The sequence below is a fragment of the Chryseobacterium caseinilyticum genome (assembly GCF_014837145.1).
Lineage (GTDB): Bacteria > Bacteroidota > Bacteroidia > Flavobacteriales > Weeksellaceae > Chryseobacterium > Chryseobacterium caseinilyticum.
Genome location: NZ_JACYFS010000001.1, coordinates 1,242,351 through 1,268,847, shown reverse-complemented (window position 1 = coordinate 1,268,847; position 26,497 = coordinate 1,242,351). Strand labels below are relative to the sequence as shown.

Sequence of the window (26,497 nt, the reverse complement as noted above, 5' to 3'; positions counted from 1 at the left end):
ATTCTCTGTTTTGGCATTGCGTTAAATTAAATAGTACTCCAAGTAACAGATATTCGAAAAAAAAATAAAAATGGAAAAGATAAAAATAGACATTACAATTTTAGCACCTGTAGAAAAAGTTTGGGACTACTACAACGATCCAGAATACATCGTAAAATGGAATTTTGCCCACGAATCATGGGAATGCCCGAGTTCTGAAAATGACCTGAGAGTGGGTGGGAAATTCAACAACAGAATGGAAGCCAAAGACGGAAGTTTCGGATTTGATTTTGTGGGAATCTACGATGAAGTCGTGGAAAATGAATTGATCAAATACCACATGGAAGATGGCAGAAACGTCGAAATCGTTTTTGAAAAAGCAGACGAAAATACAACAAAGGTGAAGATCAGTTTCGATCCTGAAACGCAAAACTCTGTAGAGATGCAGCGCGAAGGCTGGTATGCGATACTCAACAACTTCCACAAGTACGTGGAAAACAATTAGTTCATCTTTCAGTCATGATCAATCTGATAATTATGGCAAAATATTTAAAACCTTTTTGTAGTGACTGTCATGAAGTTTCAGGAGATTTTTTGAAGGGAGTGGTTGCTATGCCTGCGAGAAGAGCATTGCAAAAAGAAAAAATAGATTCTCTGGAAAAACTTTCAGATTATACCGAAAAAGAAATATTACAATTTCATGGATTCGGGAAAAATTCAGTCAAAAAGCTGAAGGTATATATGAATCATCATCATTTCTCCTTCAAACCTTAATCTGTCGGCTAAAATTGTTATTTTTAGGGCGCCTTTATCCGCCCCCCATTCCCGCTTTTTTGTGCCTTGCTTTTTCCCTGGCTTACAAAAAGAGCTCCATTCAGGTCGGGGCGCGTGCAATTCGACGTCTAATAATGAGTTAGAAAAAATAAATAATATGAACAACGATATTTTCCCGTGTCTCTGGCACAATGAAGACGCAAAAGAAGCTGCAGAATTTTACTGTAAAGTTTTCAGCGGAACAGTCACTGCTGATACTCCCGTGGTAATGAATATTGAACTCTTCGGGCAGAAATTAATGCTTTTAAATGGCGGTCCGCAGTTTGAAAGAAACGCTTCAATCTCTTTTATGATATTGTGTGAAACTGAAGATGAGGTTCAGAATTACTGGAATCAGTTATCCGATGGCGGAATCGTTCTGATGGACCTTGGAGAATATCCATGGAGCAAAAAATATGGCTGGGTTAGAGATCAGTTTGGAACTACGTGGCAACTGTATCTGGGCGAAAAACAGGGCGATCAGAAACTGATTCCAACATTGATGTTCATTCATCAAAACAACGGAAAAGCTATGGAAGCGATGGAATTGTACACTGAAATTTTCCCAAATTCCAAGGTTGGAGGAGTTTTAAAGTATGGAGAAGGTGTTGGTGATGAAAATCATGAAGTTCCGGAGAATGTACAGCACGCTCATTTTGAAATAGACGGCTACAGTTTTTTCTGTATGGACAATTCTTATGACCATAAATTTGATTTTAATGAAGGAATTTCAATCGTTGTGATGACCGATGATCAGGAGGAAACCGATCACTTGTGGAACTCTTTAACCCAAAATGGTGGCAGAGAAAGCATGTGTGGCTGGCTGAAAGATCCGTTTGGCGTAAGCTGGCAGATTGTTCCCAAAAAATTGATTCAGCTGATGAATGATTCTGATCAGGAAAAAGCACACAAAGTCGTTCAGGCGATGATGAAAATGCAGAAAATCGTAATTAAGGATTTGGAGCTGGCTTATATGAGTTGAGAAATGCGGGTTTCTGGTTTAGAGTTCGGGATTCGGGAGCGCGTTATCTTTTACAAAATTTAGATAGAAGATTCCAATTCGGGTATCGGATATTGAAGAAAGTTTCAAGCGATGATGAATAAGTAATACTTGAATGATTCCACAGAATAAAATATTTACTTCTTTAAATCTCAAATCTCAAATCTCAAATCTCAAATTTCAAATCTTGAATCTTGAATCTTGAATCTTGAATCTTGAATCTTGAATCTTGAATCTTGAATCCCTCACCCCGTTTCGGCTTGCTGTTTGTTGTTATCAGTGGAAAAAAGATTTGCCTATGAAGACGCAGAACAAGTCAAAATCATTATCAAAAGTCCCGAAAAATGGACTTCATCCGGAGATTATCCGTAAAAATTATCTCGGAAGTAAAAAATTACTTAATAAAAAAGCCATCATTTCAGGTGGAGACAGCGGAATTGGTCAGGCGGTAGCAGTTCACTTCGCCCGCGAGGGTGCTGATGTTGCCATTATCTATCAGGAAAACGACAAGGACGCCAGGGAAACTCAGAAACTCGTTGAAAAAGAAGGCCAGCAGTGCCTTCTGATGAAAGGTGATATTTCTAAAAAAGCATTCAGAACAAAATGTCTTGAACGGGTTAAAAAACAATGGAAAACTTTAGACATCTTAGTTAATAATGCAGGAATTCAGTTTCCGAAAACGGATTTTGAAAAAATAGCGGATGACCAAATTGCAAAAACGTTTGATGTTAATATTATTTCCATGATTTCTTTCACCAGAGATTGTTTAGAACTAATGAATAAGGGCGGGAGAATTATCTGCACAACGTCTGTTACGGCCTATCGTGGCAGCGATCACCTTATCGACTACTCCTCGACAAAAGGTGCAATCGCGACGTTTATCCGATCGCTTTCCGTCAATTTAGCAGAAAAGAAAATTCTTGTGAATGGCGTTGCCCCGGGCCCAATCTGGACGCCATTAGTGAAAGAAACATTTGAAGATATTGCATCTTTCGGAAAAGATACTCCTCTGAAAAGGGCAGGTCAGCCCTCTGAAGTAGCGCCGGCTTATGTTTTCCTTGCATCAGAAGATTCAAGTTTTATCACCGGAGAAATTATTCACATTAACGGCGGAGATTTTGTAGGAGGATAAATCATTGAATCTAAACCAAACCTAAACTTCAAAACATGGAACTTTTAAAATTTGAAATAACAATAGATGCCGCTCCTGAAAAGGTCTGGAGCGTACTGTGGGACGAGTTTTCTTACAGGCAATGGACGTCGGCCTTTCATGAAGGATCTTTCTACATCGGAACTTTGGAAGAAGACAGCAAAGTACAGTTTTTAGATCCTGATAACAACGGAATGTTCAGCAGAGTGGTGAAAAATATACCTCAGAAAGAAATGGTTTTTCTACATTTAGGAGAAATCTACAGCGGTATCGAAACTCCGATGGACTGGGGTGATGCTACAGAATCTTACTTTCTTGAAGAGACTGATTATTCTACCAAATTAAGATTGGAAATCAACACTTCAGAGGAATTTAAAAGTTTCTTTGAAGAGAAGATCCCAATGGCAATTCAGAATGTGAAGCATCTGTCTGAAAATCAACTGTGATCAGTCGATTAGCAAGATTTCTCCTTTAGTTAATGGGAAAATTTGTGCGATTTTTAAACCTGAACTGAGAAACCTGCTTAAAATTAAAAAAATATGGAAACACTATCTTACGAAACCGTGATTGACGCACCCAAGCAAAAAGTTTGGGATGTGTTATTTGGAAAAGAAACCTACAGCGAATGGACCCAATTTTTCGGTCCGGGATCGCAAATGAAAACCGACTGGAAAGTTGGTGGCAAAACTTATTTCGTAAATCCCAAAGGTGCAGGAATGGTTTCTACCATCGACAGTATTGAAGAACCTGATCAGATGATTTTTAAACATCTCGGAATGATTGATGAAAATGGAGTGGAAGACACCGAAAGCATGGAAATCAAGCAATGGAGCGGATGTTTTGAAAAATATATTCTCATTGACTATGATGGCAAAACCAAACTTCATGTGGAAGTTCAGACCGAAAAAGATTGGGAAGAGCACATGCAGAATGGTTTTACCAAAGGTCTGGAAGTGGTGAAAAATCTTTCAGAAGCGAAGTAAAATATATTTTTAATTACAGTTCAATTACACAACCCTGCCAGCGTTTCAAACGCTTGCAGGGTTTTTTGTTTTATTTAGAAGTTTTATGTTGATATCTAAAAAAATGTTTTTGCGAAGTCGTGTCATAGCCCAGATAGAAACGGCATCCTTTTTTGCGTTGGACGGAACAAAGTGGAGACCAATGCAAAAAAGATATAGTGGATAGCTGGAAATAGCTCCTGAAAAAAATCCTGGTACAAAAACACGATTAACAAACGAAAAACTTAAATGTCAAAAAAAATCTTTACATTCATTAAAGTAAAACAAAAACAACAATCGTCATAGCAATATGGAGATTGCCGAGAAAATAACAATGCCACAGAAGGAAAAGGAAAACATTATTTCGCAGACCGTGTCAAACTACGGTGGAAAACTGATGTCTTTCATTCGCCCGAAAGTGAAAAATACCGAAGATGCGGAAGATATTCTGCAGGAGGTGTGGTATCAGTTCAGCAGTTTGACCAATCTTTCTGAAATTGTAAATGTCGGCGGATGGTTATATCGTGTTACTTCCAACAAAATCATCGATAAATACAGAAAAAAGAAAACCGAAAACCTTGAAGATTTTGTCTATGAAGATGAAGACGGATCGTTTTCGATAAAAGATATTCTGTTGCTCGACGACAGTGCGGGACCCGATGTGAAAATGTTTCAGGATGAAATTTGGAAAAAACTGTTTGAAGCCTTAGAAGAACTTCCTGAAAAACAGAAACTGGTTTACATGGAAAACGAACTCAATGATAAAACTTTACAGGAAATCGCTGATGAACAAGGTGAAAATATCAAAACGATCATCAGCCGTAAAAATTATGCAGTAAAGCATTTGAGAAACAGATTGAGACAGTTGTACGAAGATTTAAATAATTAGAAATAAAACAAAATGAACAATAAATATAAAAAAAGCTGGGCACTTCTAATTTTATGTCCGCCCTTGATTTTCCTTGCTGTTGCGCTGATTGTAATGTGGCTTTGGAACTGCATTTTACCCGAAGTAATTGGTGTGAAAACTATCAGTTACTGGCAGGCGATGGGAATACTGGTATTGAGTAAAATTCTTTTTGGTGGCTTTCACGGAAAATTCGGGAGAGGAATGAGAGATATGAAAGAGAAACATCTGCAACATAAGATGGAAGGAATGTCTGACGAGGAGAAGGAAAAATTCAAAGAAGTCTGGAGACAGAAATGTTCCAGCGGATTTTTCAACAGAAATAACGAATAGGTTCAGGAATTTTCTTTCCCCAACCCTAAATGGAGGAAAATTTCTTCATTAACAACACAATTGATGTCATCCTGAGCTGTCGAAGGATTTGCGAAATTAATTTTGATGAATTTGAAAGAAGTAGTAAAGTAAAAACTAAAACGAATTCGTCTCTATAAAAAAACAGAAAGTAGTAAAATTTAAAATTTAAGAAAATGAAAAATTCAGTATTAAAAGGTGTTCTAGGAGCACTAGCCGTTGCCGGAGTTGCAGTGGTTGCCAAAAAAGTAATTGAAAGAAAAAGATTTGTAAGAGGTATTTTCAATGAGTATGGAATCAAAGAAAAATCACCTTTCGGATTGGCAGATAAGATCAGAGAAATGGATGAGGAGCAGTATCAGGAATTGAAAGGAAAGTTTAAGAAAGAATTTGCTTCAAGATGTTGCAGAAAAGATGTGAGAAAAGAAGATTTTGCAGAAGCATAATCAGAAAGTAACTAAATGAAATTGTTATTCCGGCGCAAAAAATGTGTCGGAATTTTTTTGCCACGAATGCACGAAATTCTTTAAATTTAAATCAACACAACGTTTGTTATTCCGGAGGAATCTTGACATCGAAGATAAAAAGTACCTTAGATTTCTAACAGAATGACAAATACGATAATCGTTCACTAAAAATAAAAACTAACTAACACTGCTGTCATTTGCTGATTAGAGCGTCTTTGCGAACGAGAAATGCACAAAAAACCTAAAAAATATTTTGCCGACCTTTTCGTTAAAATAATACGTTCGTTTTGATAAAATTCGTGCATTCGTGGCATCATTATTTTTGCCCGCAAGAACAAAATCCTTATTTTTGTTAGCCTAAATGAAAGACTACTACTATTTTCTCGGGATTTCTCGTGATGCTTCAGATGAAGACATCAAAAAATCCTACAGAAAACTTTCATTAAAATACCATCCTGATAAAAATCAAAATGATGATTTTTTTGCCGAACGTTTTAAAGAAATTCAGGAAGCGTACGAAACGCTGAGCGATAAAGGAAGAAGGATTACTTACGACCAGAATTTAGAAAGTCTTCAGAAAAGTTTCAGATACACCGTTCCGCCTTCAATTAAAACTTTTTCGGCGAATAAAATTCATGCGAAAAAAGGTGAGGAAATCATCATCACATGGCAGACACAGAATGCTGATGTGGTGAAAGTTTTACCGTTTGGTTTGGAAAAGGCGTATGGAGAAAGAATTTTTAAGATCACAGAATTTAAAAACGGAAAATTTCAGTTGTTGCTGCATGCGACCAATTCGCTTTTGCACAAAACTGTTGTTCAGGGAATTACGATAACAGAAGTTTTTGAATCTGACGGAGAAAAGTTCAGAGACAGAGCGGAGGAATTATTTAAGCCACAACCCAGAACAGTTATCAACCGACGAGGTTATCCAAAGATTATGTTGCTGATTTGGGGAATCATTATTTTAGCAATTGCTATCTATTTCTGGATCAGCAATTTTATTTAAGATTTAAGAAATCCAAAAACTCTCAGACACTAAAACACTCCAACCCAATTAAGCCAGCTTTTTATTTCCCGGACATTTTTTGCATCGTTTACCTTTCTTGAATTTTTTACAGCAAGATTTTTTGTCGCCACAGAACATTTCTTCATTCGTGAAAGAAAATACCGGAGTCAATGGCGGAACTTTAAACGGAGTAATGTTATTCATACTGCAAATATATTAATTTAGAATAAATATAATTAATAAAATTTAAAATTTCTTTAATAGCTGATTAGTAAAGGATTTGAGACAATATTGTGTGGGAAAATTTATAGATGATTTCATTAATTAATCACAAAAAAACCTTCAGCTTTATAAGTTAGATCGAAAATTCGACGATGTCAAACGGCTTTGTGAAACTTAAGAACCGCTAATAAGCAAAACCCAAATGTCTTTAGTATTCAAATTAGGCTTCTATCAACAACTTAATAAACTCAAATCGTTCCGATAGAAGATTTAAATAAATTCCGGATTATCATTCACAACCGGTCATTTGAAAGATTAAAAACTTCGATTTTAAAGCCAATTGCAAAAAGCCAATCTCTGACAGCGACTTAGGTTGTGAAATCATTTTAAAAATCGTAATTTTACGAATCTTTTTTTTCAAACAAAATCTAATATATAAAAATGAATACAGAGCAGTTTGTGAGCCGTCACATTTCCCTAAACGAAGCCGATAAGCAGGCAATGTTGGAAAAAGTTGGCGTTTCAAGTATCGAAGAATTGATTTCTCAAACCATTCCATCATCAATCCGTTTAGAAAATGATCTGAACATTTCAGAACCGCTTTCAGAATATCAGATGCTGAACCATTCGAAAGAACTGGCGGCTAAGAACACTGACTATACAAGCTATATCGGTTTTGGATATCACAATACCCTGTTGCCATCGGCGATTCAGAGAAATATCTTTGAAAACCCAAGCTGGTACACAGCGTACACGCCTTACCAGGCAGAAATCGCGCAGGGAAGATTAGAAGCTTTGCTTAATTATCAGACTGTTGTGTGCGATCTGACAGGTTTTGCTTTGGCAAATGCATCTTTGTTGGATGAATCTACGGCGGCTGCAGAAGCGATGCACATGTTCTTCAACAACAGAACTAAAGATCAGAAAAAAGCAGGAGCCAATAAGTTCTTTATCTCTGATTTGGTTTTACCTCAAACCGTTTCTGTTTTAAAAACAAAAGCTGAAGGTTTAGCAATCGAAATCGTTGAAGGTGATCACAAAGCGCACCAGTTCGACGAATCATATTACGGAGTTTTACTGCAATATCCAGGAAAAAACGGAATCGTTTTAGACTATACAGAGGATATCGCTGAATACAAAAAATTAGACTTACAGGTTGTTGTTGCTTGTGATCCTATGGCTTTGGTTAAATTGAAATCTCCTGCATCAATGGGCGCTGACTGTGCGGTTGGAACTTCGCAGAGATTCGGTATTCCATTGGGTTATGGTGGTCCTCACGCAGCATTTTTCTCATGTAAAGAAGATTACAAAAGAGATATTCCGGGAAGAATTATCGGGGTTTCTCAGGATATGTACGGAAAACGTGCACTGAGAATGGCTTTACAGACGAGAGAGCAGCACATCAAAAGAGAAAGAGCGACTTCAAACATCTGTACTGCTCAGGTTCTTTTAGCGGTTATGGCCGGAATGTACGCTGTTTATCACGGTCCGAAGGGATTAAACTACATTGCTGACCAAATTCACTTTAAAGCCAATGCTTTGAAAGGCGGATTGAAAGCTTTAGGTTATCAGACGGTTGAAGAGCCGATTTTTGATACGGTAAAAATCGTGATGGCTGAAGATGAGAAAGCAAGATTAATGAGAATGATGCTTGATCATAAATTAAACCTGAACTATTTCACAGAAGGCGTTATCAGCATTGCGATCAACGAAAGTACAACGCTTGAAAAACTGAATGTTTTGATGGCTTCTTTCGCTCAGTTCAAAGACAAGCAGACTTTTAAATTAGAAATAAAAGAAGGATACAGCATTCCTGAAGAAAATCTTAGAAAAGATGAAATCTTAACGGAAGAAGTATTCAACAAATACCATACAGAGACAGAATTGATGCGTTACATCAAACGTCTTGAAAGAAAAGATTTATCATTAACTCATTCAATGATTTCTCTTGGTTCTTGTACCATGAAACTGAACGCTGCGACTCAGATGTTGCCGCTTTCATGGGCAGAATGGGGAAGTATTCACCCATTTGTACCGGTAAATCAGGCAGGCGGTTATCAGGAAATGATCAGAGAATTAGAGAAAGATCTTTCTGAAATTACTGGTTTTGCAGGAACTTCACTTCAGCCCAACTCTGGAGCTCAGGGAGAATATGCAGGATTGATGGTGATCAGAGAATATCACATCTCAAGAGGTGAGGGTCACAGAAATGTGGTGTTGATTCCTCAGTCTGCACACGGAACCAATCCGGCTTCTGCAGCAATGGCAGGAATGAAAATTGTTGTCGTTAAAAACCTTGAAAGCGGAGAAATTGATTTTGAAGACTTCAAAGCAAAAACGGAACAGCACTCTGAAAACCTTTCTTGTGTAATGATTACATATCCGTCAACTTACGGATTCTTTGATGCCAATATTAAAGAAATTACTCAGTTGGTTCACGATCATGGTGGACAGGTTTATATGGATGGTGCCAACATGAACGCTCAGGTTGGATATACAAGTCCAGGAAACATCGGAGCAGACGTTTGTCACCTAAATCTTCACAAAACTTTTGCTATTCCTCACGGAGGCGGAGGCCCTGGAGTTGGTCCGATCTGTGTTGCGAAACATTTGGTTCCTTTCTTGCCAACCAATGCCAACATTAAAGTAGGTTCAAAAGAAGCAATCGAAGGAATTTCTGCAGCGCCTTACGGTTCTGGATTGATCTTAAATATTTCTTACGCGTACATCAAAATGTTGGGAACTTCAGGTTTGAAAAAAGCAACTGAGCACGCGATTTTAAATGCAAACTATTTAAAAGAAATCTTAGCGGAGCATTTCCCTATTTTATATTCAAATACAGAAGGTAGAGTAGCGCACGAGTGTATCGTAGATTTCCGTCAGTTTAAATCTTTAGGAATTGAAGTGGCTGATGTTGCAAAAAGACTGATGGATTACGGTTTCCACGCACCTACGGTTTCTTTCCCGGTTGCAGGAACTTTGATGATTGAGCCTACAGAATCTGAAAGCAAATCTGAAATCGACCGTTTTGCAGAAGCTCTTATCGCCATCAAACATGAAATCGATGAGATTGCCAACGGTGAAGCTGATCATGCAAACAACGTATTGAAAAACGCTCCTCACACTGAGCAATTGGTAATTTCTGACTCATGGGATAAACCATACAGCAGAGAAAAAGCAGCTTATCCATTAAACTGGGTTAGAGAGCACAAATTCTTTGCCTCAGTTTCAAGAGTTGACGAAGCTTACGGAGACAGAAACTTGGTTTGTACTTGTGAGCCGATTGAAGCTTATATGTAATTAGAAACTTTTTTAGATATAGAAAATCCCTTTCAGTTTTGAGAGGGATTTTTTTTGATGGAAAATTGATTTAACGTTGAAGCATTGGCGTTGTGGCGGCAACAGAATTCCGTCAGCCGAATATAGTATAAAAGCCCAGTAGTATTACTACTATTGAGCCTACAGTCGTCAGCCGCCATAACGCCAATGCACTGTTGTGTGCTGTACCATTAGAATTTAAAACCAAGTTTTAGTGATGATATTTGCACTATATTAAAAGTATTATCAGAAGAATATCCGTGTAAATATTCATAGCCTATTGCAAAGTTTTCCTGTCTACCTGGATAGAAGTAAAGTGAAGTTGCTAAGATTGGTAAATCTTTCCTAATCGATGTTTTTCCTGAAAAAATATGTCTGTAAGTACCGTCAATTGTTATTTGTAAAGTTTGAGGTGTAATCCAAACTTCGCCAAATAGTCTTAAAAAGTATGTTGAGAAAGTTTCAGAATTTCCTTTAATAATGAAGTCAGGAATATTATAATACTCGATACCCACATAAGGATAATACCTCATTCTAAAATTCCCTTTCTTATCACGGATATTAGAACCAGGATAATATTTGTAATTGCTTACCAAGGAAAGTTGGGCTGATAGTTTGGTTTCAAACGCATTACTAATAAAATTTTTTCTGAAAGTTGTTGTACCTTGAATCCATGGCGATAGCTTAAGTCCTTCATTTGGCAAACCAGCGGGTAAATCAGGTGCTTTCAAACCAAATGGAATGAACTCAAAATTAAAACCTCCGTCTAATTTGTTTTTTAAGTCAGTTGAGTCGGTTGATTTATGCCATTCTAATTTTGGATATATAATTAATGATGACTTCTTGTTCTTCAAAATTTCTACTTGAGATATTTTTACAGCTAAATCAATGTTGAAAAAATCATCTTTGGATTTATGATTTTCCTGAAAAGAAAATCCTGCGGTTTATTTTCATTTTTTGACCCATCAAATGTTTTTCTTATACTGATATTGTTTTTTGTCAACCAATCTTGAATTCTTATTATGGTTGAATCTTGGGCATAAGTAATCATATTAAATGTCATTAAAATAATTAAGAAGGATAGTTTTTTCATAAATCATATTTTTCAATTACTAGCTCATAAGTCTTCTTAACGGTAAATCCATTTTTTCGTAGTTGAGAAACAAGAATTGTTTGATTTGGATTTAAACTTTTTAAATATGCTCTTAGTGCTATGGCAAGAAAACCAAGTTTTACATCATCTAAGTTTAAAGGATTTGATTTTAATACATTTTCATCCTCCACATTTTGAACAGGAAGATTTGCAAATGAAGCAATATATGCTATAACATTCTTTTTAATTGTCTCTTTCATAGAAATGTTACTTTTCAATATCAATGAAACTCCAAGCAACCCAAATTGATTTAAGTGGTTCTATATTGGTATTCCTTGAAACTATCTGGCTGTCACTAGTCTGTGTTAGTTTTGATAAACTGCCTATTCCTTTTGTGTCGTCTTCAATTTCGAGTAATCCTTCTGCGGATAAAATTATTGTCTCATCTAAAGACAATATTTCAAGTTTATATTTATCCCCAGTCTTTGCGATTTCAGAAGCTCCAGACAAACGAGTGACACGTCTGATTAGTATACCTTCTACTGTAAAATATGCTCCAGCTATTACAGCCTCCCCTTGCTCTAAGAAATAGAGAGATTTTCTTCCTCCTTTATCAGTCGTAACTTGTCTAGGAACATAGAGTGCTTTTTCAATACCTATATTTAAAAATGATAAATTTCTCGGGGTTGCCAAGTAGAGATTAAGAAGAAATGGACTTATCCCTAATTCAATAAGGGCTGAATCAATATCAGCTGGCTTATTGACAAGCTTTTTAATCTCATCAACAATTTTTGGGATTTTTTGTACTGCAATCAATTCTTTTACTTCAATATTTTCCATAATATTTGAATCGCTTTTATAGTGCTGACAAACACTTTTAAAAATTGCCTACTCTTTCTATACACAGTTTTCGGCTTCGCTGGTTGAGCAAAAATCTAATACTATCAACAGTACAAAAATGATAATCAGTTTTTCTTAGACAAAGGTGTTTTAACTGTTGCAGTGTGTCAGACGGTATTGCACAAAACTTTTTTATATGCGAAACAAACCTTCGCCAATCTTACTGATTTGAGGTGTATATACCAAGATTTTTTTCGCGTTATTTTTTTGATAAATAATTTAACTAAGTATTGTAAAGCTAATCAACCTACAAACCAAAAAAAATAGCCATCACTAGCTATTTTCAATTTTCAAATCCATCCCTCTTTTATCGATTTGCTAAGTAAGTCCAAAGGATTGTGAACTTCAGCTTTACTAAGAATGTTTTTCCGGTGATTATTAACAGTATTTAAACTTATGAATAATTCATCAGCGATAGTTTTACTGTTTTTCCCTTCAACGATGCATTTCAGAATTTCTTTTTCTCTTTTTGTAAATAGGTCAAAAGACTTGGTTAGCTTTTCTGTAACTTCTACATTGTAATAAGAGGGTTCATCATCAAATCCAATAATAGAAAAACAAGGTGTACCCTCTTTTTTGATATGAGTAATGTCTGTGTGCAAAACTAGACTTCTGAAATAATTGTTTTCATCAAAATCAATGGGAACAATCTGATGAAGCAGACGAATGTAATTGTCGGTTTTAGTTTTTATCCTGTAATCATGCTGGAATTTGTAACTGCCTCTTTTTTCCAATGGTAATTTGTCGAAAAACTCGGTCAGTTTATTCTCAAAATTTAAAAAATAAGGCTTGTCATCCGCATGTATCTGGTCCAGAAAAAACAATGCATTGATTTCTTGTGGTTCATATCCAAGAACATCTTTTATGCCTGGGCTTATGAATTCCAATTCCATTTGGCTTATATTAAATATCATGTAATAATGACGGCCCGCCTGGGACATATTTAATAGTCTTTTATGAAGTTCCAGCGTCAACTCCAAATCTTTTGTATACGGTGTATTGGTTTTGATTACTTTTCCCCAAACTTCTGTAGCAGCTTGATACAGGGATGTTTTAGATTTTTCCATGGTAATTTGTGTTTATAGATATTAAACATCTGTGACTGATGAAATTCAAATCTTAACAATCGTATATCCTCTATAATAAATATATCGAGTGCGGAAATTAAGATGTGAAAATACTTTGTCAGAAGCAGTATTTGTTTGTGAGTAAAATGGTTATAGTTTTAAACAAATGTAGAATTTATTTTGTTTGAATTTCATTTTAAGATTATTTTTTCATATTTAATTAAATAGTTGAGAATGAATTTAATTATAATTAAGAAAATACGCTAGATTACCAATCATTAGCTCATATTTAAATGATAAACTTAAATTTTAATTTTAAAAAAAATACTTTCCCATCATTTTCCCAATGATTCCCAACTCATTAAAGCCTTCTTAACTTAGTGTAAATAATATGATTTAAAACGTAAATATTTGATTTTTAATAAGGTAGCAGGACTGTGCAGGATGCTCATATTTGTCAATCTGGGTAGATTGGTTCAAACAAAATTAATATAATATGAACAAAAATTCTCTACTCGTTAAACATGCGTTAAAGTCACTGCTGGTTTGCGGCTTGACACTGTCCGCCATCAGTCTCGATGCTCAGACTTTGGCTTTTCCCGAAGCTACAGGTTTCGGAAGATTTACTACCGGAGCGAGAGGCGCTGCCAATCCTCAGATTTATTTGGTTACGAATTTAAATGACAGTGGCGCGGGTTCTTTTCGTGATGCGGTAAGTCAGCCAGGCCGTTTTGTAATCTTTAAAGTGGGAGGAATTGTGAACTTGCAATCAGTTGTTGCGGTTGCTGCCAATACAACCATTGCCGGACAAACCGCTCCCGGAGAAGGAATTTTATTTTTAGGACCGAGAGTTTCTTTCTCAGGATCGAATAATACCATTGCAAGATACATGCGTCTCCGTTATGGCGGGACAGCTCAGAATCAGGATGCATCGGGAATTTCCAACGGTGCCAATATTATTCTGGACCACATGACTTTCACCTGGGGAACTGACGAAGTTTTCTCTATCAACTGGGACAACAACGGCAACAGTCCGGATAATATTACAATTCAAAATTCTATTATCGGTCAGGGATTACACCGTCACAATCACTCTGCGGGAGGTTTAATGCAACCTTCAGCAGGAGGCAAGATCAGTTTGATCGGGAATTTGTACATCTGCAATAAAACCCGTAACAACAAGGTAAAGGGAATCAACGAGTTTGTAAACAATGTCGTTTACAACTGGGGGAATTATGGGAATACCTACGGTCACACGCAATCCGGAGAAGCCTACATCATGGGTGGAGATTCTGCCGGAGCTTCGTATGTGAATATCATTAACAATTATTTTATCGGAGGGCCAAATACGAGCAGTTCAGTAACTACACCTTTCAGTGTTGGGAATGCCAATTTTAATTTGTACGGTTCCGGAAATTATTTTGATAACAATAAAAACGGAGTTTTAGACGGAACTTTGGTTCCTCAGGATTTAACGGGATATCCTGTCGGAGATGCTACTGCAATTCAGCCGACATCTTATGATTATCCGATGAAGAACCCGACATTAACAGCTCAGGGTGCTTTTGATAATATCATCGCAGGTGTAGGAGCATCTTATCCAAAACGGGATCAGGTGGATGGTTTGATGGTTTCGGATTTACAGTCTAAAGGAACTACAGCAACTTACGTTTATGTACAAACGGATTTAGCTTCTCAGTTTGGATTTACAAACGGTGGTGCAGGTCATATCTACGGTGCTCCGGCTCCTTTAGATACGGATAACGACGGAATGCCTGATGCATGGGAAACTGCAAACGGACTGAATCCCAACGTTGCAGATGCATTAAATGTAAGCACTACGAACGCACCTTATTTAAATATTGAAGTTTATATTAATGGTTTACCTAACACCGTAGCTCCGGATTTTGTGAATCCGCCAACTGCAGTGAATTTTACCAATGCATTGACGTCCGGAACTCCTGCTGCCAGCTCACTGACAGTAAACTGGAGTGATAATGCAACCAACGAAACCAATTATGTTCTGGAACGTTCACCAAACGGAACTGCATGGACCGTAATTGCTACATTGCCGGCAAATACTACAAGTTATAATGAGACAGGTTTAACACCAAATACTCAGTATTATTACAGAGTAAAAGCGGTAAATGCTACAGATTCTTCGGTTTATACAGCCAATGCATCAGTTACAACTCCACCTGTTCCTTCAGCTCCAACCAAAGCAGTTACACCAACTCCTGCCAACAATAATTTAAATGTAGACTTTGCAAACGGTGGTATTCTTTTGAAATGGACAGGAAGCACAAATACAACCAGCTACACAGTGCATTTCGGAACAGATCCGCAGAATTTAACGAATGTGGCAACTGTTCCTTACTCTGCCACACCTTCGTATCAGCTGAATAATCTAAATACAGCAACTGACTATTACTGGAGAATCGATTCTTCCAATACTCTTGGTTCTGTAACAGGAGATATCTGGAATTTCCGTGCACTGACACCAAGTCTTGTAGGAAACTGGCCTTTCTCTGAAACACCGGGCGATGGTGAGCAGATTGCCGATGTAACCACTTATGCCAACAATGGAACTTTAAATGTAGCTTACGATAATGCAAGCGTAAGAGTTCCGGGGAAAGAAAACTTTGCACTTGATCTGGCGACTTCGCCGAATACACCATACATCGCGAGTATTCCGCATCAGGATCAGATTATGTTTAATACCAATTCATTTACTGTTTCATACTGGATGAAAGCTCCGGCAAGTATGATTCCTACTTCATCGGCAACGAGTCTTTATGTTTTGTGTAAAGGTTCAATTACAAAAAATACTGCTACGGGTGCAACCGGGAAACGTTTTAACGTAGAAATGAAAGGTGGTCAATTGAGATTTGCCATCGATGATGATGTGACTAAAAAAGAAATTACTTCACCTATTGCCAACTATTTCAACGGAACATGGGTGCATGTGGTTCTTCAGAGAGATATTACCGCTCACAAGATCAGAATTTACAGAAACGGTGTTTTCATGACGGAAACTGATGAAACTGCTGTTGGCGGAATTGGTGAAGCAAGTGATTTTGTTATCGGAAACATCGGAGAACTTGAGTTCCAGTCTACAGCGAATGCTTCGGCTCCTTACAAAGGTGCATTTGATGAATTGAAAATGTATAATTATGCTTTAACACAAACTGAGATTAATGCTTTGTACAGTCAGGCAGTGTTGGCTAATGCGGAATTCAGCATCAGTAAAAATGTAGGATCGGTTTATCCAAATCCTGTAAAAGATCAGATTAACATTAAACTTCCTGAGTACAAAAAATCCAGTCTTACGGCTACGGTTATTGATATGTCTGGAAAAGTGATCCTTAAAGAAGAGGTGAAAGCTAACGGAAACGGAGTTTTCAACCTGAATGTTGCAGGGAAGAAAGTTTCAGGGAATTATATTCTGAATGTTTCGGGAGACCAACTGAACAGCAACTTTAAAATTATTATTCAATAAAAAGGTAAGAGCACACTTAGTTAATTTCATATTCATTAGAAGAATCCTTTCAATTTATTGGAAGGATTTTTTTATGGGAAACCACCCCGTCTTCTCCCTTTGGTCGAATCCAACCCTACAGAGGAGGGGAATGGTGCATGGTTGAGTGATAAGGTCAATACTTTTATGGAAAGAAAGTTATGCGTTGTGAGAGTGGAATGTTGCGGTGTACGGTTGGCTGTTTTTTGAAGATATTTCTTTACTTTTTGCGGAAAGGAAAAAGTATTTTACGGTAACGTGATTTCTTTTGGGTGGGGCGATATTTCTTTTGGTCGGAGTATAATTGCTTGTGGGAGGAACGGTATTTCTTTTGGTTGGAGTACGATTGTTTTTGGGTGGAGCAAGATTGCTAAAGAGTGGAATGAAATTTCTTTTGGATAAAATATGATTGCTTTCGGATGGAGCTACATTTCTTTTGGGAGGAGTGGCGGTGCTTTTAGAGAAAGCGTGGAAATAAAAAACGCCGGTCAGTTAATAATGGCCGGCGTTTTTTGTCAGGTTATTTTTTTAAACCTTTAATCTTCAGTCCCGACACCTGTTTAAATTCCGGACTTGTGGCTCCGAATACAGATTTGATGTATTTTTTGACAGCGGTGGCTGTTTCATAAATGCTGTTTTCTTCGGTGTACAGAATTTTATTTCTGCTGATTCTGGAAGTGCTGAGTTCGGCAAGTGCTGTATTGACGGCAGTTGTTTTGTCACGTAAATCCTGAATTTTTGCTGTAATTGTTGCTACCTGCAGTTCTGTTTCATTGGGTGCGTAACTGGGCTCTGTTTCGAGAACAGATTTCAGTCCGGATAAATGCTCAATGATCTGGTCAAAAGACTTCTGACTTACAGAATTGGTTTTGGGATCAGGGGCATTGGGATCCGTGGAATCTTTGGTTGGTGTGGCACGTTTACCCAATATTTTCTGTCGGAAAGATTTTGCATTTTTGATGCTTCCTGCAGGTGCATCTGTTATTTCCAGAGCATTGACTAATCTTGAGGCCAGCGTCCCGATATTGCTGAACGCCAACTGTCTTTCGTCTACTTTGTTTTTGTAAATGTTCTTTTTTGACAAAGTATTTGCCATTTCTGAATCTGCGGAAGCCTTGAGCGCGAGTAATGCGGGCAACTGAATGCTTTGTTTTGACGGATTGTAGGCTGCTCCGTAGCCTTTAACGAATTCGATTAACGTCTGGAAATTTGCAATGTTTTTTGCATGTCCGGTTTCGGATGTTGATGCCATAAGTCATTTGTGTTTAAATTGTTAGCATAACAAATATAAAAATATTTTTGGATTTGAATTATTTGTCAGGAGTTTTTTTTAAAGGAGAAACCTCGCGTGGGCGAGGTTTTTTTGAGATGAGCTCAAAGTCGGGAGACTCCTATGTTTGCGCAGCGGAGTTTTTTGTGTTGATGATTGTTAATGATTGGAAAGTGAGGTTGCGTTTCTTAACGTGGGTCAACAGCGGGACGCTCGCCCGCGTAGATGGTAGTGCCTTCAGAGATCGCATGGAAACAAAAAACGCCGGTCAGTTAATAATTGCCGGCGTTTTTTATCAGGTCATTTTTTTAAACCTTTAATCTTAAGATTCGCTTCAACTCGAACGGGGGTAATTATTTTTAAGTGTAATTATCAGAATGGAAATTCCTGAGACAATTAAAATTCCGGAAAGAATACCTGTCAAAAATCCCGTATTCAATAAATCAAACATAATAATAATATCTGCTGCACCAATTTGAAATAAAACAACTCCCAACAGTAAAAACGAAATTTCTTTTAGAGAAATCTTCTCAAAGTTTGTTTCCGGATTGATAATTTGTCTTTGGGTATATATTTTTTTTATATTCTTGCCGAATAATATAACAGTTATAATGGTGCTTAATAAGAATTGAAGAATATTATTAAGAAGCAGAACATTGATTTTTAATGCCAGAACATTGAAAGGAAGAGAAATAAAATACATCACAATGACCAAAATTCTCATCCAGTTTTTTCTTTTCAGCAGAAAATATCCCATCAGTGCAAAAATAAATAAACATATGAGATTTGTTATCTGAAGATAAAACGGTTTATTCAGCACAACTGTTGAAGTGATAATATTAGAAATTCCCAAGAATATACTGACTGTTACAAGCAAGAAAATAATTCTGTTTTTAGCTGATGCGTTATTGTTTTTTTAGTCTTCAACAGCAACAGATATTGCGACAGGTTTTACAACTGCTTTTGTAACGGGTTTACCAGAGATATACCTGTATTTTAATGATTTTTGATTCGGCTTAATTGTGAAAATATCTTCGCCACAGGTTTGACTCATAATCTCTAAAATCAACTCATCATCAGAAAAACCGGCAAATTCCATGGGTAAAGAATTTCCTTCCACTGTCTTAATCTGACCTTCAGAGACATATTTTGATCTCAGAAAGTTTCCATTTTCATAATATTCAAAATAGTATTGTCCGGAGGTATCTCCGTAAGCAAATTTTAAAAATTTTGTACTGTGTTCTGATAAAATGGAAAAATCTTCTCCAAAGAAAGGAAAATTTCTACCTGTGGTAATCAAAGTTCCATTTTCAAGTTTTGTAAGGTAAATATCATCTTCTAGTATGCTGTCTGATATGGCTTCTTCAAAATAAACTTCACTGGTGGGACCGTCAATGATGATGTTGAGCCTGTCTGCAATGTCATTAAGATGATTAATTTTTGAACTGATTGCGATGCCGATAGTGTTTATTCCCATCTGCTTGCTTTTCTATTTAATTTGAGTGGGTGATTAAATAAATTTGTCATGGTATGTAGAGAAAGATCATTTAATAGATTATGATTATTCATTCTCAAAAATTTGTTGTTTTACTTTGTAGACCAAACTTATTATGTAAGATTTGCATGTCTTTTATAAATCTCTCTCATCATTGATGTTAGCCTAAAGCAATTCTCAATGATTTCTTCTTCAGGGCAGGTGTAATAAAAATATTGTATATGCGTGAAGATGAAAATCTGCTTCTAAAATTTGGTTTACCTGACTGCAATATTTTAAAAAGAGTTCTTCTGTTGGCTGATACTCTGTCGTATCCAATATTCCCTGCATGAGCACGAATTTTTTATCATCGTCAGTCAGTTTATGATAGTGGTCTATATAAACATCGATGTCAGCAGGTGATACAACTTCAATTGGCCAATCCTGCATCCAATTTTCAATGCGCAGATTTAGTTCTGCAGCTAACTCATCAATTGCTTTTCTCGTTCCGCATCTGTAAGTTGGTATCATTTCAGTATTTATATTCTGTATTTAATAGAGTAGTCGGCAGTCGGGAGACTTTTGCTGAGCGGGATGACAGGTGTTATCTGTATCAGTATATTGTAAAAGTTCCGTTGTCATCTTCGTACGGGATGTGTAATTCGTTTAAGAGTTGTGCAAACTGTACGCCTTCGTCAGATATTGTCGCGACCGTTAAACGGCCGTTATATTTAAAATAAAAAGGCCTTATTTTTATATATTCAATTGCAAAAAACAAAGACATTCCTTCCTGATAAAATGGGTTCCAATCACTTAACCAGCTTGGAGCATCACTTATCTGCACTTCTTTAAAAGTTTTATTTTCAAGAATTAATTTTTCAATGTACGGAGGTGCAAAAGGTAATTTCACGATTGAGCTTTGTAATTCCAGCCATCTTGTTTCATTTATTACAGAACTCAATCCTTTCTCTTTACCAACTTTTCTTACGTTCTCTTTTAATTGTAATGAATAAATATCGTGTTGAGTGTAATATTTATACTTTTCTCTCTCAGAAAGATTTGGATCTCCAAAAATGTCAAAATACGGTTTTTGTTTCTCAGTTTTCTTCATTTCTTTTATTGACTTTTTTTTTCATCATTTATTGATCAAAGTTTACTACCGACATTTTGGACTTGTCAGCAGAAGTCGTTTTTCACAGAAATCCACCTACTAATTTTACAAATACTTCTCTATTTCCAATCTTATAAATTGTTAAAATGCTTCCATCTGAAAGTTGTTTAATATTTTGCTTAAATTGTGCTTTTGGTCCTGACTGTATTAGTTTATCAAGCTGTTGTAAAACTTCTCCTGGCGTTAAAACACAAATTGCCGTTTCTTCGCTTTTTCCGTCTCCACTTTTTTTTACAGTTTGTATTATTAAATCTTTCTGTTTGGAACATAAATCTGCTTTTTGGTTTTCGTCTAATGCTTTGTAGATATTAATCATATCATCCAACAGACTTTTGTTCAGAGGATTTTGTAAATATTTTGATTCTGCTTCTTTCACAATGATTTCTGCCTTATTTTTGGATAATTTTTTTTGGGCAGGTTTCCAAAATGTTCCTGATTCGCTATTGTAGTTTCCAATAGTGTAATCAATTTTCACAAATTTACTTCCGTAGTAAAGTTGATTTAGTTGCTCCTGTGTCATTTCAGAAGGATTTGATTTGAAAATTTCTAACAGTTTATAAAAATTTTCTTCAGGATTTTCAGTTACGTTTTTCTTAATCAATTCCGTATTTATCTGTCCATAAGAAAATGTAAATAAAAAATTTAAAAACGCTATAAGTATTATTTTCTTCATTAATGCGTGTGGTTTAACGGTTTGTGTATTGGCGAAGGTAAGATTTTACCAATAAATTTCAGTAGAATTTCTAATAGTTAATATTTTATAAATGTTCAATAGAAGCTGTTTAAAACAGTTGTAAGTAATATTGTAGCTTTATTATTTGTCTGTTTCGCTTTTCCATTCGTGTTCAATATTTGTCATCAATAGTGCATTATCAAAGTTAACTGAACCGTTTGGAAAAATTTCTTCATTTTCAAAAAAACTTGATCTCACATTTATTACGTCAAGTGGACGGACTTCCCATTGATACGCATTTAATCTCAGCCCCTCAAATTTGTTATTGTTTGGCGAGTAGCCAAGATCACCATTTTCAAAAAATTCTGAGGCGTTATCTAATGTTCCGAAAATTGATTTCCCATTAAATTGCTTTGTCTCGGTGGCATCAATTGAAATTTCGGTTCCATCAGCGCTTTTAAAGTCAATATGATATTTTCCATTATGCTCCTGTACATTGAATTTTGCGTAATAATGTTTGCCTGGAAATATTCGTCCGCCAATCAGAGTGTTTAATTTCAGTGAGGTATCTCTGCGCGGAATATATACTCCTGTCTTAGTTTCACCGTTTTCATCCCACTCAACTGCAATTCTGTGTGCGCCGTTTTCAGAGTTAATACCAATAAAGTCCGGCAGGCCTTTTGGTTTAATATTTTTCAGTCTGATGAGACAAATTCCAACAATAGCTTTTTCCTTATAAATTTTTGGTCTAAAAGGAAACGGAATGATTTTCTCAACCGTCTTTGGATCAGCTGTAAAGTTGATCAGAATTCTTCTGTCTATATATCCATGTATTGTCGGAATTTTCATTGCTGTGTTTGTTTTTGGCAATAATTTTTGGATTAATGTATCCAAACTAACTGCGTTAAAAGTAGATAAATTTCCTATCACAAACAATTTTTATTTCAAACCCAAATGAAAAAAGCCAAAGTTTTCACTTCAGCTTAAATTCTTTAAAAATCGCAGTTTTATTTTAAATTCTCCAACTTCTCAATCAATCTCCCTTTTACAACCGTAAAAGCATAATCCTTCGCTTCCGCAAAAGAAATCCCATACTTCTTTTCAATATTCCTTAAATCATGGGGGAATTTTGCAAGAATACTGTCGTAAAAAGAATTCAGGAATTCTTTGGATGGCATTTCGTATTTTATTTTCAGTTGAAAGCGTCTTATGATCGCGGTATCAATGATTTCTGCATGGTTGGTGGCGCAAAGCAACAATGCATTTTCGGGATAATAATCGATGAGCTGAATGAGGGTGTTCACCAGTCTTCTCATTTCACCGACGTCTTTGTCATCGCTTCCTCTGGCTTTTCCGATTTGGTCGAGCTCGTCAAGGAATAGAACAGAACGTTCTCTTGCAGCTTTGTCGAAAATCATTTTGATATTTTGGGAAGTTTCTCCGATTCTTGAGGAAACAATATTGCTGAGGTTGAGAATGATGATATTTTTTCCCAATGCATTCGCAATTGCCTTTGCAGTCATTGTTTTGCCGCAGCCTGAACTGCCTTCGAGAAGGATTTTGTTGTTCACGGGAAGCCCGTATTCCATCAGTTCTTTGGCGTAGGTCTGTTCTTTTATCAACTGTACAAACTGTTCCTTAGTTTGAGGTTCAAGGAAAACATCGCCGAGCGTAATTTTTTCTTTGTCCTGAATGATGAGGTCGTACAGATTCATTTTAAATTTATTTTTGGCAAAGATAATAGGTTTCTGTCTTTACATTTGGGAATATAGAATAGAATCAAATTTAGAAAGGTGGTTTTTATCTGCAAAATCAATGAAAAAAAGCGCTTGCCAGTTTTGTGTTTTCACTGCCTGTTTATTTTCAGGATGATCCCAGGTTGGATAAACTCTGAACCCGCGTTTCCCAGGTTTGATCTGGCTTGCAAGAATGTGATTTTGAATTAAAGCCTCTTTTGTAAAAAAGAAAAATCCTGAATTTTCTGGTGTTTCAGTCAGGATGATGAAGAATGAAAATGGATCATTTGGGGTAAATGGCTCTGTCTCTTTAGTTTTGAAGTTCCTCTTCCACAAGGTCACAAATTGTCCTGTTTTTGTAGGTGTAATTTTGGATTTCCTGAATTTTACAGTCCATTGGTCCAATAAAAAATTGAAACCGGAATATTCATGACATTCCAAATCTTCATGAACGTTTGAAATATCTAGATTAAGATGTGAAAAAACTAAACTGTGCAATTTTTCAAATGGTAAATTCATTATTTTTTTGGATTATGCAGACTTTGTAAAAGTAAATTAAAAATAGAATTTTTATCAAAAAGCTTTACAGTTTCTTTTCTCATATCTTTTAATGGAAAATGTTTTACAAAGTTGAATCATCATAATTCAAACGTTTAAAATTTTCGGGCAAAAAAAAATCAAACCTTAAAAGTTTGATCAATTGTAAAAAATAATGTAGTTGAATGAATGAATTTCAAATGAAATTTCAAAAGTAAATTTTTTCTATAGGCTAACTGTTTATAAAATTAGTTTCCTTCTTTCTTAGCAGTTGCAAAATAAGATGATACTAATACTGCACAAGTTGCGATTCCGATATATGCGATCATAATTATTGAATTTTTATTTTATTTAAATTTTGTTGTGAATTCTGTAATGCAAATTTACGGCAAAATTTAGAATCTGCAAACCCTCGTATATGATGTTTATCACTCTTTTAAACCCTATTAACGGCTATTTAACATGTTTTTAAATTGATGAATCATAACGGTATTTTGTTTTTAGTATTTAAATTTAATTATTAAATCACTAAAAAAATGTCAAATCAGTAATTATTATGCAGTACCTGTTGCGGAGTTGTCAATTGAAGTATTACTAAAATAGTATGCCTTGCATTGAAAAAAATGGAAATTTTGAATAAAACTTAATATCAGAAATAGACGTTTTACATCAGATATTATCTACTTAAAAAGTTTCTGGTCATTCTCACAGAAAAAACTCATTCTTTTACTTTTTCCGGTTTCCCTTTTGGTAATTTCTTCGCCACATTCAGGACATTTTTTTCTGTGGTAAACCTGAAATGTCTTTCCTAAAGTGTCAGTGCGTTTGTATTTGACAAACTCCAAACCATAATTTTTGGTTTCTTTAATGATTGTTTTGAGTTTTGCTTCAGTTAGATTTTTAATCAGAGTTTCAGGATGAATTCCTGCGCGGAAAAGTGCTTCATTTTTAATGATATTTCCTACACCTGCAAAAATATCCTGATTCATCAAGGCATCACAGATCATCATTTCAGGATGTTGCTGCATTTTATCAATTGCTTTTTCATCACTCCATTTTTTGCTCATGATGTCTGCTTCCCAGTCGATTTTTGACAGATCCTTTTCACCAACAACCTTTACTACGCAGGTGTAAAAATACATTCCGTCATCTTTGAATTTTAATCCAAGTTTTAATGTGTCAATATCTTTTCGCTTAAATAAACTGTAAGAACCGAACATCATCAGATGAACTTTAAAAATAATTTTATCAAAAATAAGATAGGTCTGCTTGCCGAAGGTTTTTATTTCACGCAGTATCTCTCCTTTTACTTTTGAATTTTCAGGGACTTCGCTTCCTTCAATTTCTGTCACCTTTTCACCTGCAAACTTCTGCAGATCTTCTTTCATCAAAATTATGGTTGGACCTTCGGGCATAGCTTGTTTTTGTGTAAAAAGTCAAATATTATTCCTTTAAAAATAAAATTTACTTTAATTTTGAAAAATGATGAATTTGAATGAGATTTTTACCAGTCAGCGTACAGGCAACAATCCAAACACAGCGGCCTCCCGCACCGATTTTCAGAGAGATTTCGACAGAATTATCTTTTCTTCCGCGTTCCGAAGACTTCAGAATAAAACTCAGGTTTTTCCGCTTCCCGGAAGTGTTTTTGTGCACAACAGATTGACGCATTCACTTGAAGTTTCCTCCGTAGGACGAAGTTTGGGAAGTATTATCGGAGATTTTATCGTAAAAAATTTCGAATCGGTATTGACCGAAGATTCAAAAAGTTTCTATACTCATAATCTCAGCAACGTAATTGCTGCGGCTTGTCTCTGTCATGATGTCGGAAATCCTGCATTCGGACATTCAGGAGAAGATGCAATTGCGAGCTATTTCGATAAAAATGAAAATCAGATTAAAGATAAATTCAGTGCAAAAGAATGGGCAGATCTCGTTAATTTTGAAGGAAATGCCAATGCCATCCGTGTTCTCACACATCAGCAGCAGGGTAAGGATTTGGGTGGAACACAACTGACTTATTCTACTTTGTCGGCCATTGCAAAATATCCGTGTGAAGCGATTGCCAGAGATAAAAAGATTCTGCACCGTAAAAAATTCGGTTTTTTTCAGAATGAGAAAGATACTTTTCTGAAAATCGCAGAGGCAACGCAACTCGTGCAGGAAAATGATGAGCCGTATATTTTCAAAAGACATCCTTTCGTTTGGCTTGTAGAAGCGGCAGACGATATCTGCTACAACATCATTGATATGGAAGATGCGCACCGTTTGGGAATTGTATCGACCGCCGACTGTGAAAATCTGTTCTTCGAATTGGTGAAATCAGAGACAAATGACATCAAAAAAGTAAAAGATAAACTGTCTTTGATTTCAAACGAAAACGAAAGAATTAGCTATCTGAGAGCTAAGGTGATTAATGCCTTAATCAATCAGTCCATTGAAATTTATAAAGCCAATTTCAGTAAAATTCTCGACGGAAGTTTAGATAAAGCCCTGCTCGATATTTATAAATCAGAGAAAAATACGTTGAAGGATATTGAAACGTTTTCCATTGACAAAATTTACAATCATAAAGCGGTTGTTGAAATCGAAAATGCCGGCTACAATGTAATGTATGAACTTCTGGATCATTTTATTCCTTCAGTTTTAAAATCTAAAAACGAGATTAAATCTTATGATAAAATGGCCTTAAAACTTCTTCCGCAACAGTTTGTGTACGGAGAGGGTTCAGATTATCAGAAAGTTTTGGGCGTGATCGATTTTGTTTCTGGGATGACAGACAATTATGCGACAGATTTATACAGAAAAATCAAAGGAATTGATATCGGGATGACAATGTAAC

General features: G+C 36.0%; 29 protein-coding genes. 13 read left to right on the top strand and 16 right to left on the bottom strand.

The genetic code is table 11. The features are described from left to right. Window positions 1–70 precede the first annotated feature (70 nt). The 10 genes from IC610_RS06105 (at window position 71) to IC610_RS06060 (ending at window position 6,677) form a co-directional block, all read left to right on the top strand. Window positions 71–484 carry an SRPBCC family protein gene (locus IC610_RS06105; protein ID WP_191735672.1) on the top strand — a complete coding sequence of 138 codons (414 nt, stop codon included), beginning with the start codon at window positions 71–73 and terminating at the stop codon, window positions 482–484. A gap of 32 nt (window positions 485–516) precedes the next feature. After that, a complete protein-coding gene (locus IC610_RS06100; protein ID WP_228462855.1) occupies window positions 517–753 on the top strand; it encodes a DNA-directed RNA polymerase subunit alpha C-terminal domain-containing protein in 237 nt (78 codons plus the stop codon). A gap of 157 nt (window positions 754–910) precedes the next feature. Beyond that, window positions 911–1,774, top strand: a complete 864-nt coding sequence (locus tag IC610_RS06095) for a VOC family protein (protein ID WP_191735670.1) — start codon at window positions 911–913, stop codon at window positions 1,772–1,774. Window positions 1,775–2,090: 316 nt separating this feature from the next. Further along, window positions 2,091–2,924, top strand: a complete 834-nt coding sequence (locus tag IC610_RS06090; RefSeq protein WP_191735669.1) for an SDR family oxidoreductase — start codon at window positions 2,091–2,093, stop codon at window positions 2,922–2,924. Between the two features lie 35 nt (window positions 2,925–2,959). Next, window positions 2,960–3,388 carry an SRPBCC family protein gene (locus IC610_RS06085; RefSeq protein WP_191735668.1) on the top strand — a complete coding sequence of 143 codons (429 nt, stop codon included), beginning with the start codon at window positions 2,960–2,962 and terminating at the stop codon, window positions 3,386–3,388. Between the two features lie 93 nt (window positions 3,389–3,481). Beyond that, window positions 3,482–3,925 carry an SRPBCC family protein gene (locus tag IC610_RS06080; protein ID WP_191735667.1) on the top strand — a complete coding sequence of 148 codons (444 nt, stop codon included), beginning with the start codon at window positions 3,482–3,484 and terminating at the stop codon, window positions 3,923–3,925. 352 nt (window positions 3,926–4,277) lie between these two features. After that, window positions 4,278–4,832 (top strand): RNA polymerase sigma factor, encoded by a 555-nt coding sequence (locus IC610_RS06075; RefSeq protein ID WP_128414330.1) that lies wholly within the window; start codon window positions 4,278–4,280, stop codon window positions 4,830–4,832. 12 nt (window positions 4,833–4,844) lie between these two features. Continuing rightward, window positions 4,845–5,183, top strand: a complete 339-nt coding sequence (locus tag IC610_RS06070) for a hypothetical protein (RefSeq protein WP_191735666.1) — start codon at window positions 4,845–4,847, stop codon at window positions 5,181–5,183. A gap of 194 nt (window positions 5,184–5,377) precedes the next feature. Then, window positions 5,378–5,647: a hypothetical protein gene (locus tag IC610_RS06065; protein WP_191735665.1), complete on the top strand. Its 270-nt coding sequence runs from the start codon at window positions 5,378–5,380 to the stop codon at window positions 5,645–5,647. 382 nt (window positions 5,648–6,029) lie between these two features. After that, window positions 6,030–6,677 carry a DnaJ domain-containing protein gene (locus IC610_RS06060; RefSeq protein ID WP_056080995.1) on the top strand — a complete coding sequence of 216 codons (648 nt, stop codon included), beginning with the start codon at window positions 6,030–6,032 and terminating at the stop codon, window positions 6,675–6,677. 48 nt (window positions 6,678–6,725) lie between these two features. Here the strand turns inward: IC610_RS06060 and IC610_RS06055 are convergent, their stop codons facing one another. Continuing rightward, window positions 6,726–6,881: a hypothetical protein gene (locus IC610_RS06055; protein WP_191735664.1), complete on the bottom strand. Its 156-nt coding sequence runs from the start codon at window positions 6,879–6,881 to the stop codon at window positions 6,726–6,728. 459 nt (window positions 6,882–7,340) lie between these two features. Here IC610_RS06055 and gcvP point away from each other — a divergent pair, with 459 nt between their 5' ends. Continuing rightward, window positions 7,341–10,199 (top strand): aminomethyl-transferring glycine dehydrogenase, encoded by a 2,859-nt coding sequence (gene gcvP, locus IC610_RS06050; RefSeq protein ID WP_191735663.1) that lies wholly within the window; start codon window positions 7,341–7,343, stop codon window positions 10,197–10,199. Window positions 10,200–10,408: 209 nt separating this feature from the next. Here the strand turns inward: gcvP and IC610_RS06045 are convergent, their stop codons facing one another. From IC610_RS06045 to IC610_RS06025, 5 genes are all read right to left on the bottom strand, one after another. Then, window positions 10,409–11,071: a hypothetical protein gene (locus IC610_RS06045; protein WP_191735662.1), complete on the bottom strand. Its 663-nt coding sequence runs from the start codon at window positions 11,069–11,071 to the stop codon at window positions 10,409–10,411. A gap of 26 nt (window positions 11,072–11,097) precedes the next feature. After that, entirely contained in the window at window positions 11,098–11,310 is a 213-nt protein-coding gene (locus tag IC610_RS06040) for a hypothetical protein (RefSeq protein ID WP_191735661.1), read from the bottom strand. Continuing rightward, window positions 11,307–11,570, bottom strand: coding sequence for a hypothetical protein (locus IC610_RS06035; protein ID WP_191735660.1), 264 nt, complete (start codon window positions 11,568–11,570; stop codon window positions 11,307–11,309). Before IC610_RS06035 ends, IC610_RS06040 begins: the two co-directional genes overlap by 4 nt. A gap of 7 nt (window positions 11,571–11,577) precedes the next feature. Next, complete coding sequence (locus IC610_RS06030) at window positions 11,578–12,150, bottom strand: hypothetical protein (protein ID WP_191735659.1); 573 nt, start codon at window positions 12,148–12,150, stop codon at window positions 11,578–11,580. Window positions 12,151–12,500: 350 nt separating this feature from the next. Continuing rightward, window positions 12,501–13,277 (bottom strand): LuxR C-terminal-related transcriptional regulator, encoded by a 777-nt coding sequence (locus IC610_RS06025; protein WP_228462854.1) that lies wholly within the window; start codon window positions 13,275–13,277, stop codon window positions 12,501–12,503. Window positions 13,278–13,773: 496 nt separating this feature from the next. Here IC610_RS06025 and IC610_RS06020 point away from each other — a divergent pair, with 496 nt between their 5' ends. Beyond that, window positions 13,774–16,776 carry a LamG-like jellyroll fold domain-containing protein gene (locus IC610_RS06020; RefSeq protein WP_191735658.1) on the top strand — a complete coding sequence of 1,001 codons (3,003 nt, stop codon included), beginning with the start codon at window positions 13,774–13,776 and terminating at the stop codon, window positions 16,774–16,776. Between the two features lie 538 nt (window positions 16,777–17,314). Here the strand turns inward: IC610_RS06020 and IC610_RS06015 are convergent. From IC610_RS06015 to IC610_RS05970, 10 genes are all read right to left on the bottom strand, one after another. Next, window positions 17,315–18,046: a hypothetical protein gene (locus IC610_RS06015; protein ID WP_191735657.1), complete on the bottom strand. Its 732-nt coding sequence runs from the start codon at window positions 18,044–18,046 to the stop codon at window positions 17,315–17,317. Window positions 18,047–18,398: 352 nt separating this feature from the next. Further along, the gene (locus IC610_RS06010) at window positions 18,399–18,767 is read right to left on the bottom strand and encodes a hypothetical protein (protein ID WP_191735656.1); all 369 of its coding nucleotides are present in this window, start codon (window positions 18,765–18,767) and stop codon (window positions 18,399–18,401) included. Between the two features lie 213 nt (window positions 18,768–18,980). After that, a complete protein-coding gene (locus IC610_RS06005; protein ID WP_191735655.1) occupies window positions 18,981–19,541 on the bottom strand; it encodes a hypothetical protein in 561 nt (186 codons plus the stop codon). A gap of 210 nt (window positions 19,542–19,751) precedes the next feature. Beyond that, window positions 19,752–20,069 (bottom strand): hypothetical protein, encoded by a 318-nt coding sequence (locus tag IC610_RS06000; RefSeq protein WP_191735654.1) that lies wholly within the window; start codon window positions 20,067–20,069, stop codon window positions 19,752–19,754. 82 nt (window positions 20,070–20,151) lie between these two features. Further along, window positions 20,152–20,649, bottom strand: a complete 498-nt coding sequence (locus IC610_RS05995) for a DUF6678 family protein (RefSeq protein ID WP_191735653.1) — start codon at window positions 20,647–20,649, stop codon at window positions 20,152–20,154. Between the two features lie 82 nt (window positions 20,650–20,731). Then, entirely contained in the window at window positions 20,732–21,382 is a 651-nt protein-coding gene (locus IC610_RS05990) for a DUF4919 domain-containing protein (RefSeq protein WP_191735652.1), read from the bottom strand. Between the two features lie 141 nt (window positions 21,383–21,523). Beyond that, a complete protein-coding gene (locus IC610_RS05985) occupies window positions 21,524–22,231 on the bottom strand; it encodes a DUF2071 domain-containing protein (protein WP_191735651.1) in 708 nt (235 codons plus the stop codon). Between the two features lie 158 nt (window positions 22,232–22,389). Then, window positions 22,390–23,097 carry an AAA family ATPase gene (locus tag IC610_RS05980; RefSeq protein ID WP_191735650.1) on the bottom strand — a complete coding sequence of 236 codons (708 nt, stop codon included), beginning with the start codon at window positions 23,095–23,097 and terminating at the stop codon, window positions 22,390–22,392. Between the two features lie 39 nt (window positions 23,098–23,136). Beyond that, the gene (locus IC610_RS05975; RefSeq protein WP_191735649.1) at window positions 23,137–23,637 is read right to left on the bottom strand and encodes a MepB family protein; all 501 of its coding nucleotides are present in this window, start codon (window positions 23,635–23,637) and stop codon (window positions 23,137–23,139) included. 698 nt (window positions 23,638–24,335) lie between these two features. Continuing rightward, window positions 24,336–25,070 (bottom strand): DNA-formamidopyrimidine glycosylase family protein, encoded by a 735-nt coding sequence (locus IC610_RS05970; RefSeq protein ID WP_191735648.1) that lies wholly within the window; start codon window positions 25,068–25,070, stop codon window positions 24,336–24,338. A gap of 70 nt (window positions 25,071–25,140) precedes the next feature. Here IC610_RS05970 and IC610_RS05965 point away from each other — a divergent pair, with 70 nt between their 5' ends. Further along, a complete protein-coding gene (locus IC610_RS05965) occupies window positions 25,141–26,496 on the top strand; it encodes a deoxyguanosinetriphosphate triphosphohydrolase (protein ID WP_191736222.1) in 1,356 nt (451 codons plus the stop codon). Window position 26,497: the final 1 nt, after the last annotated feature.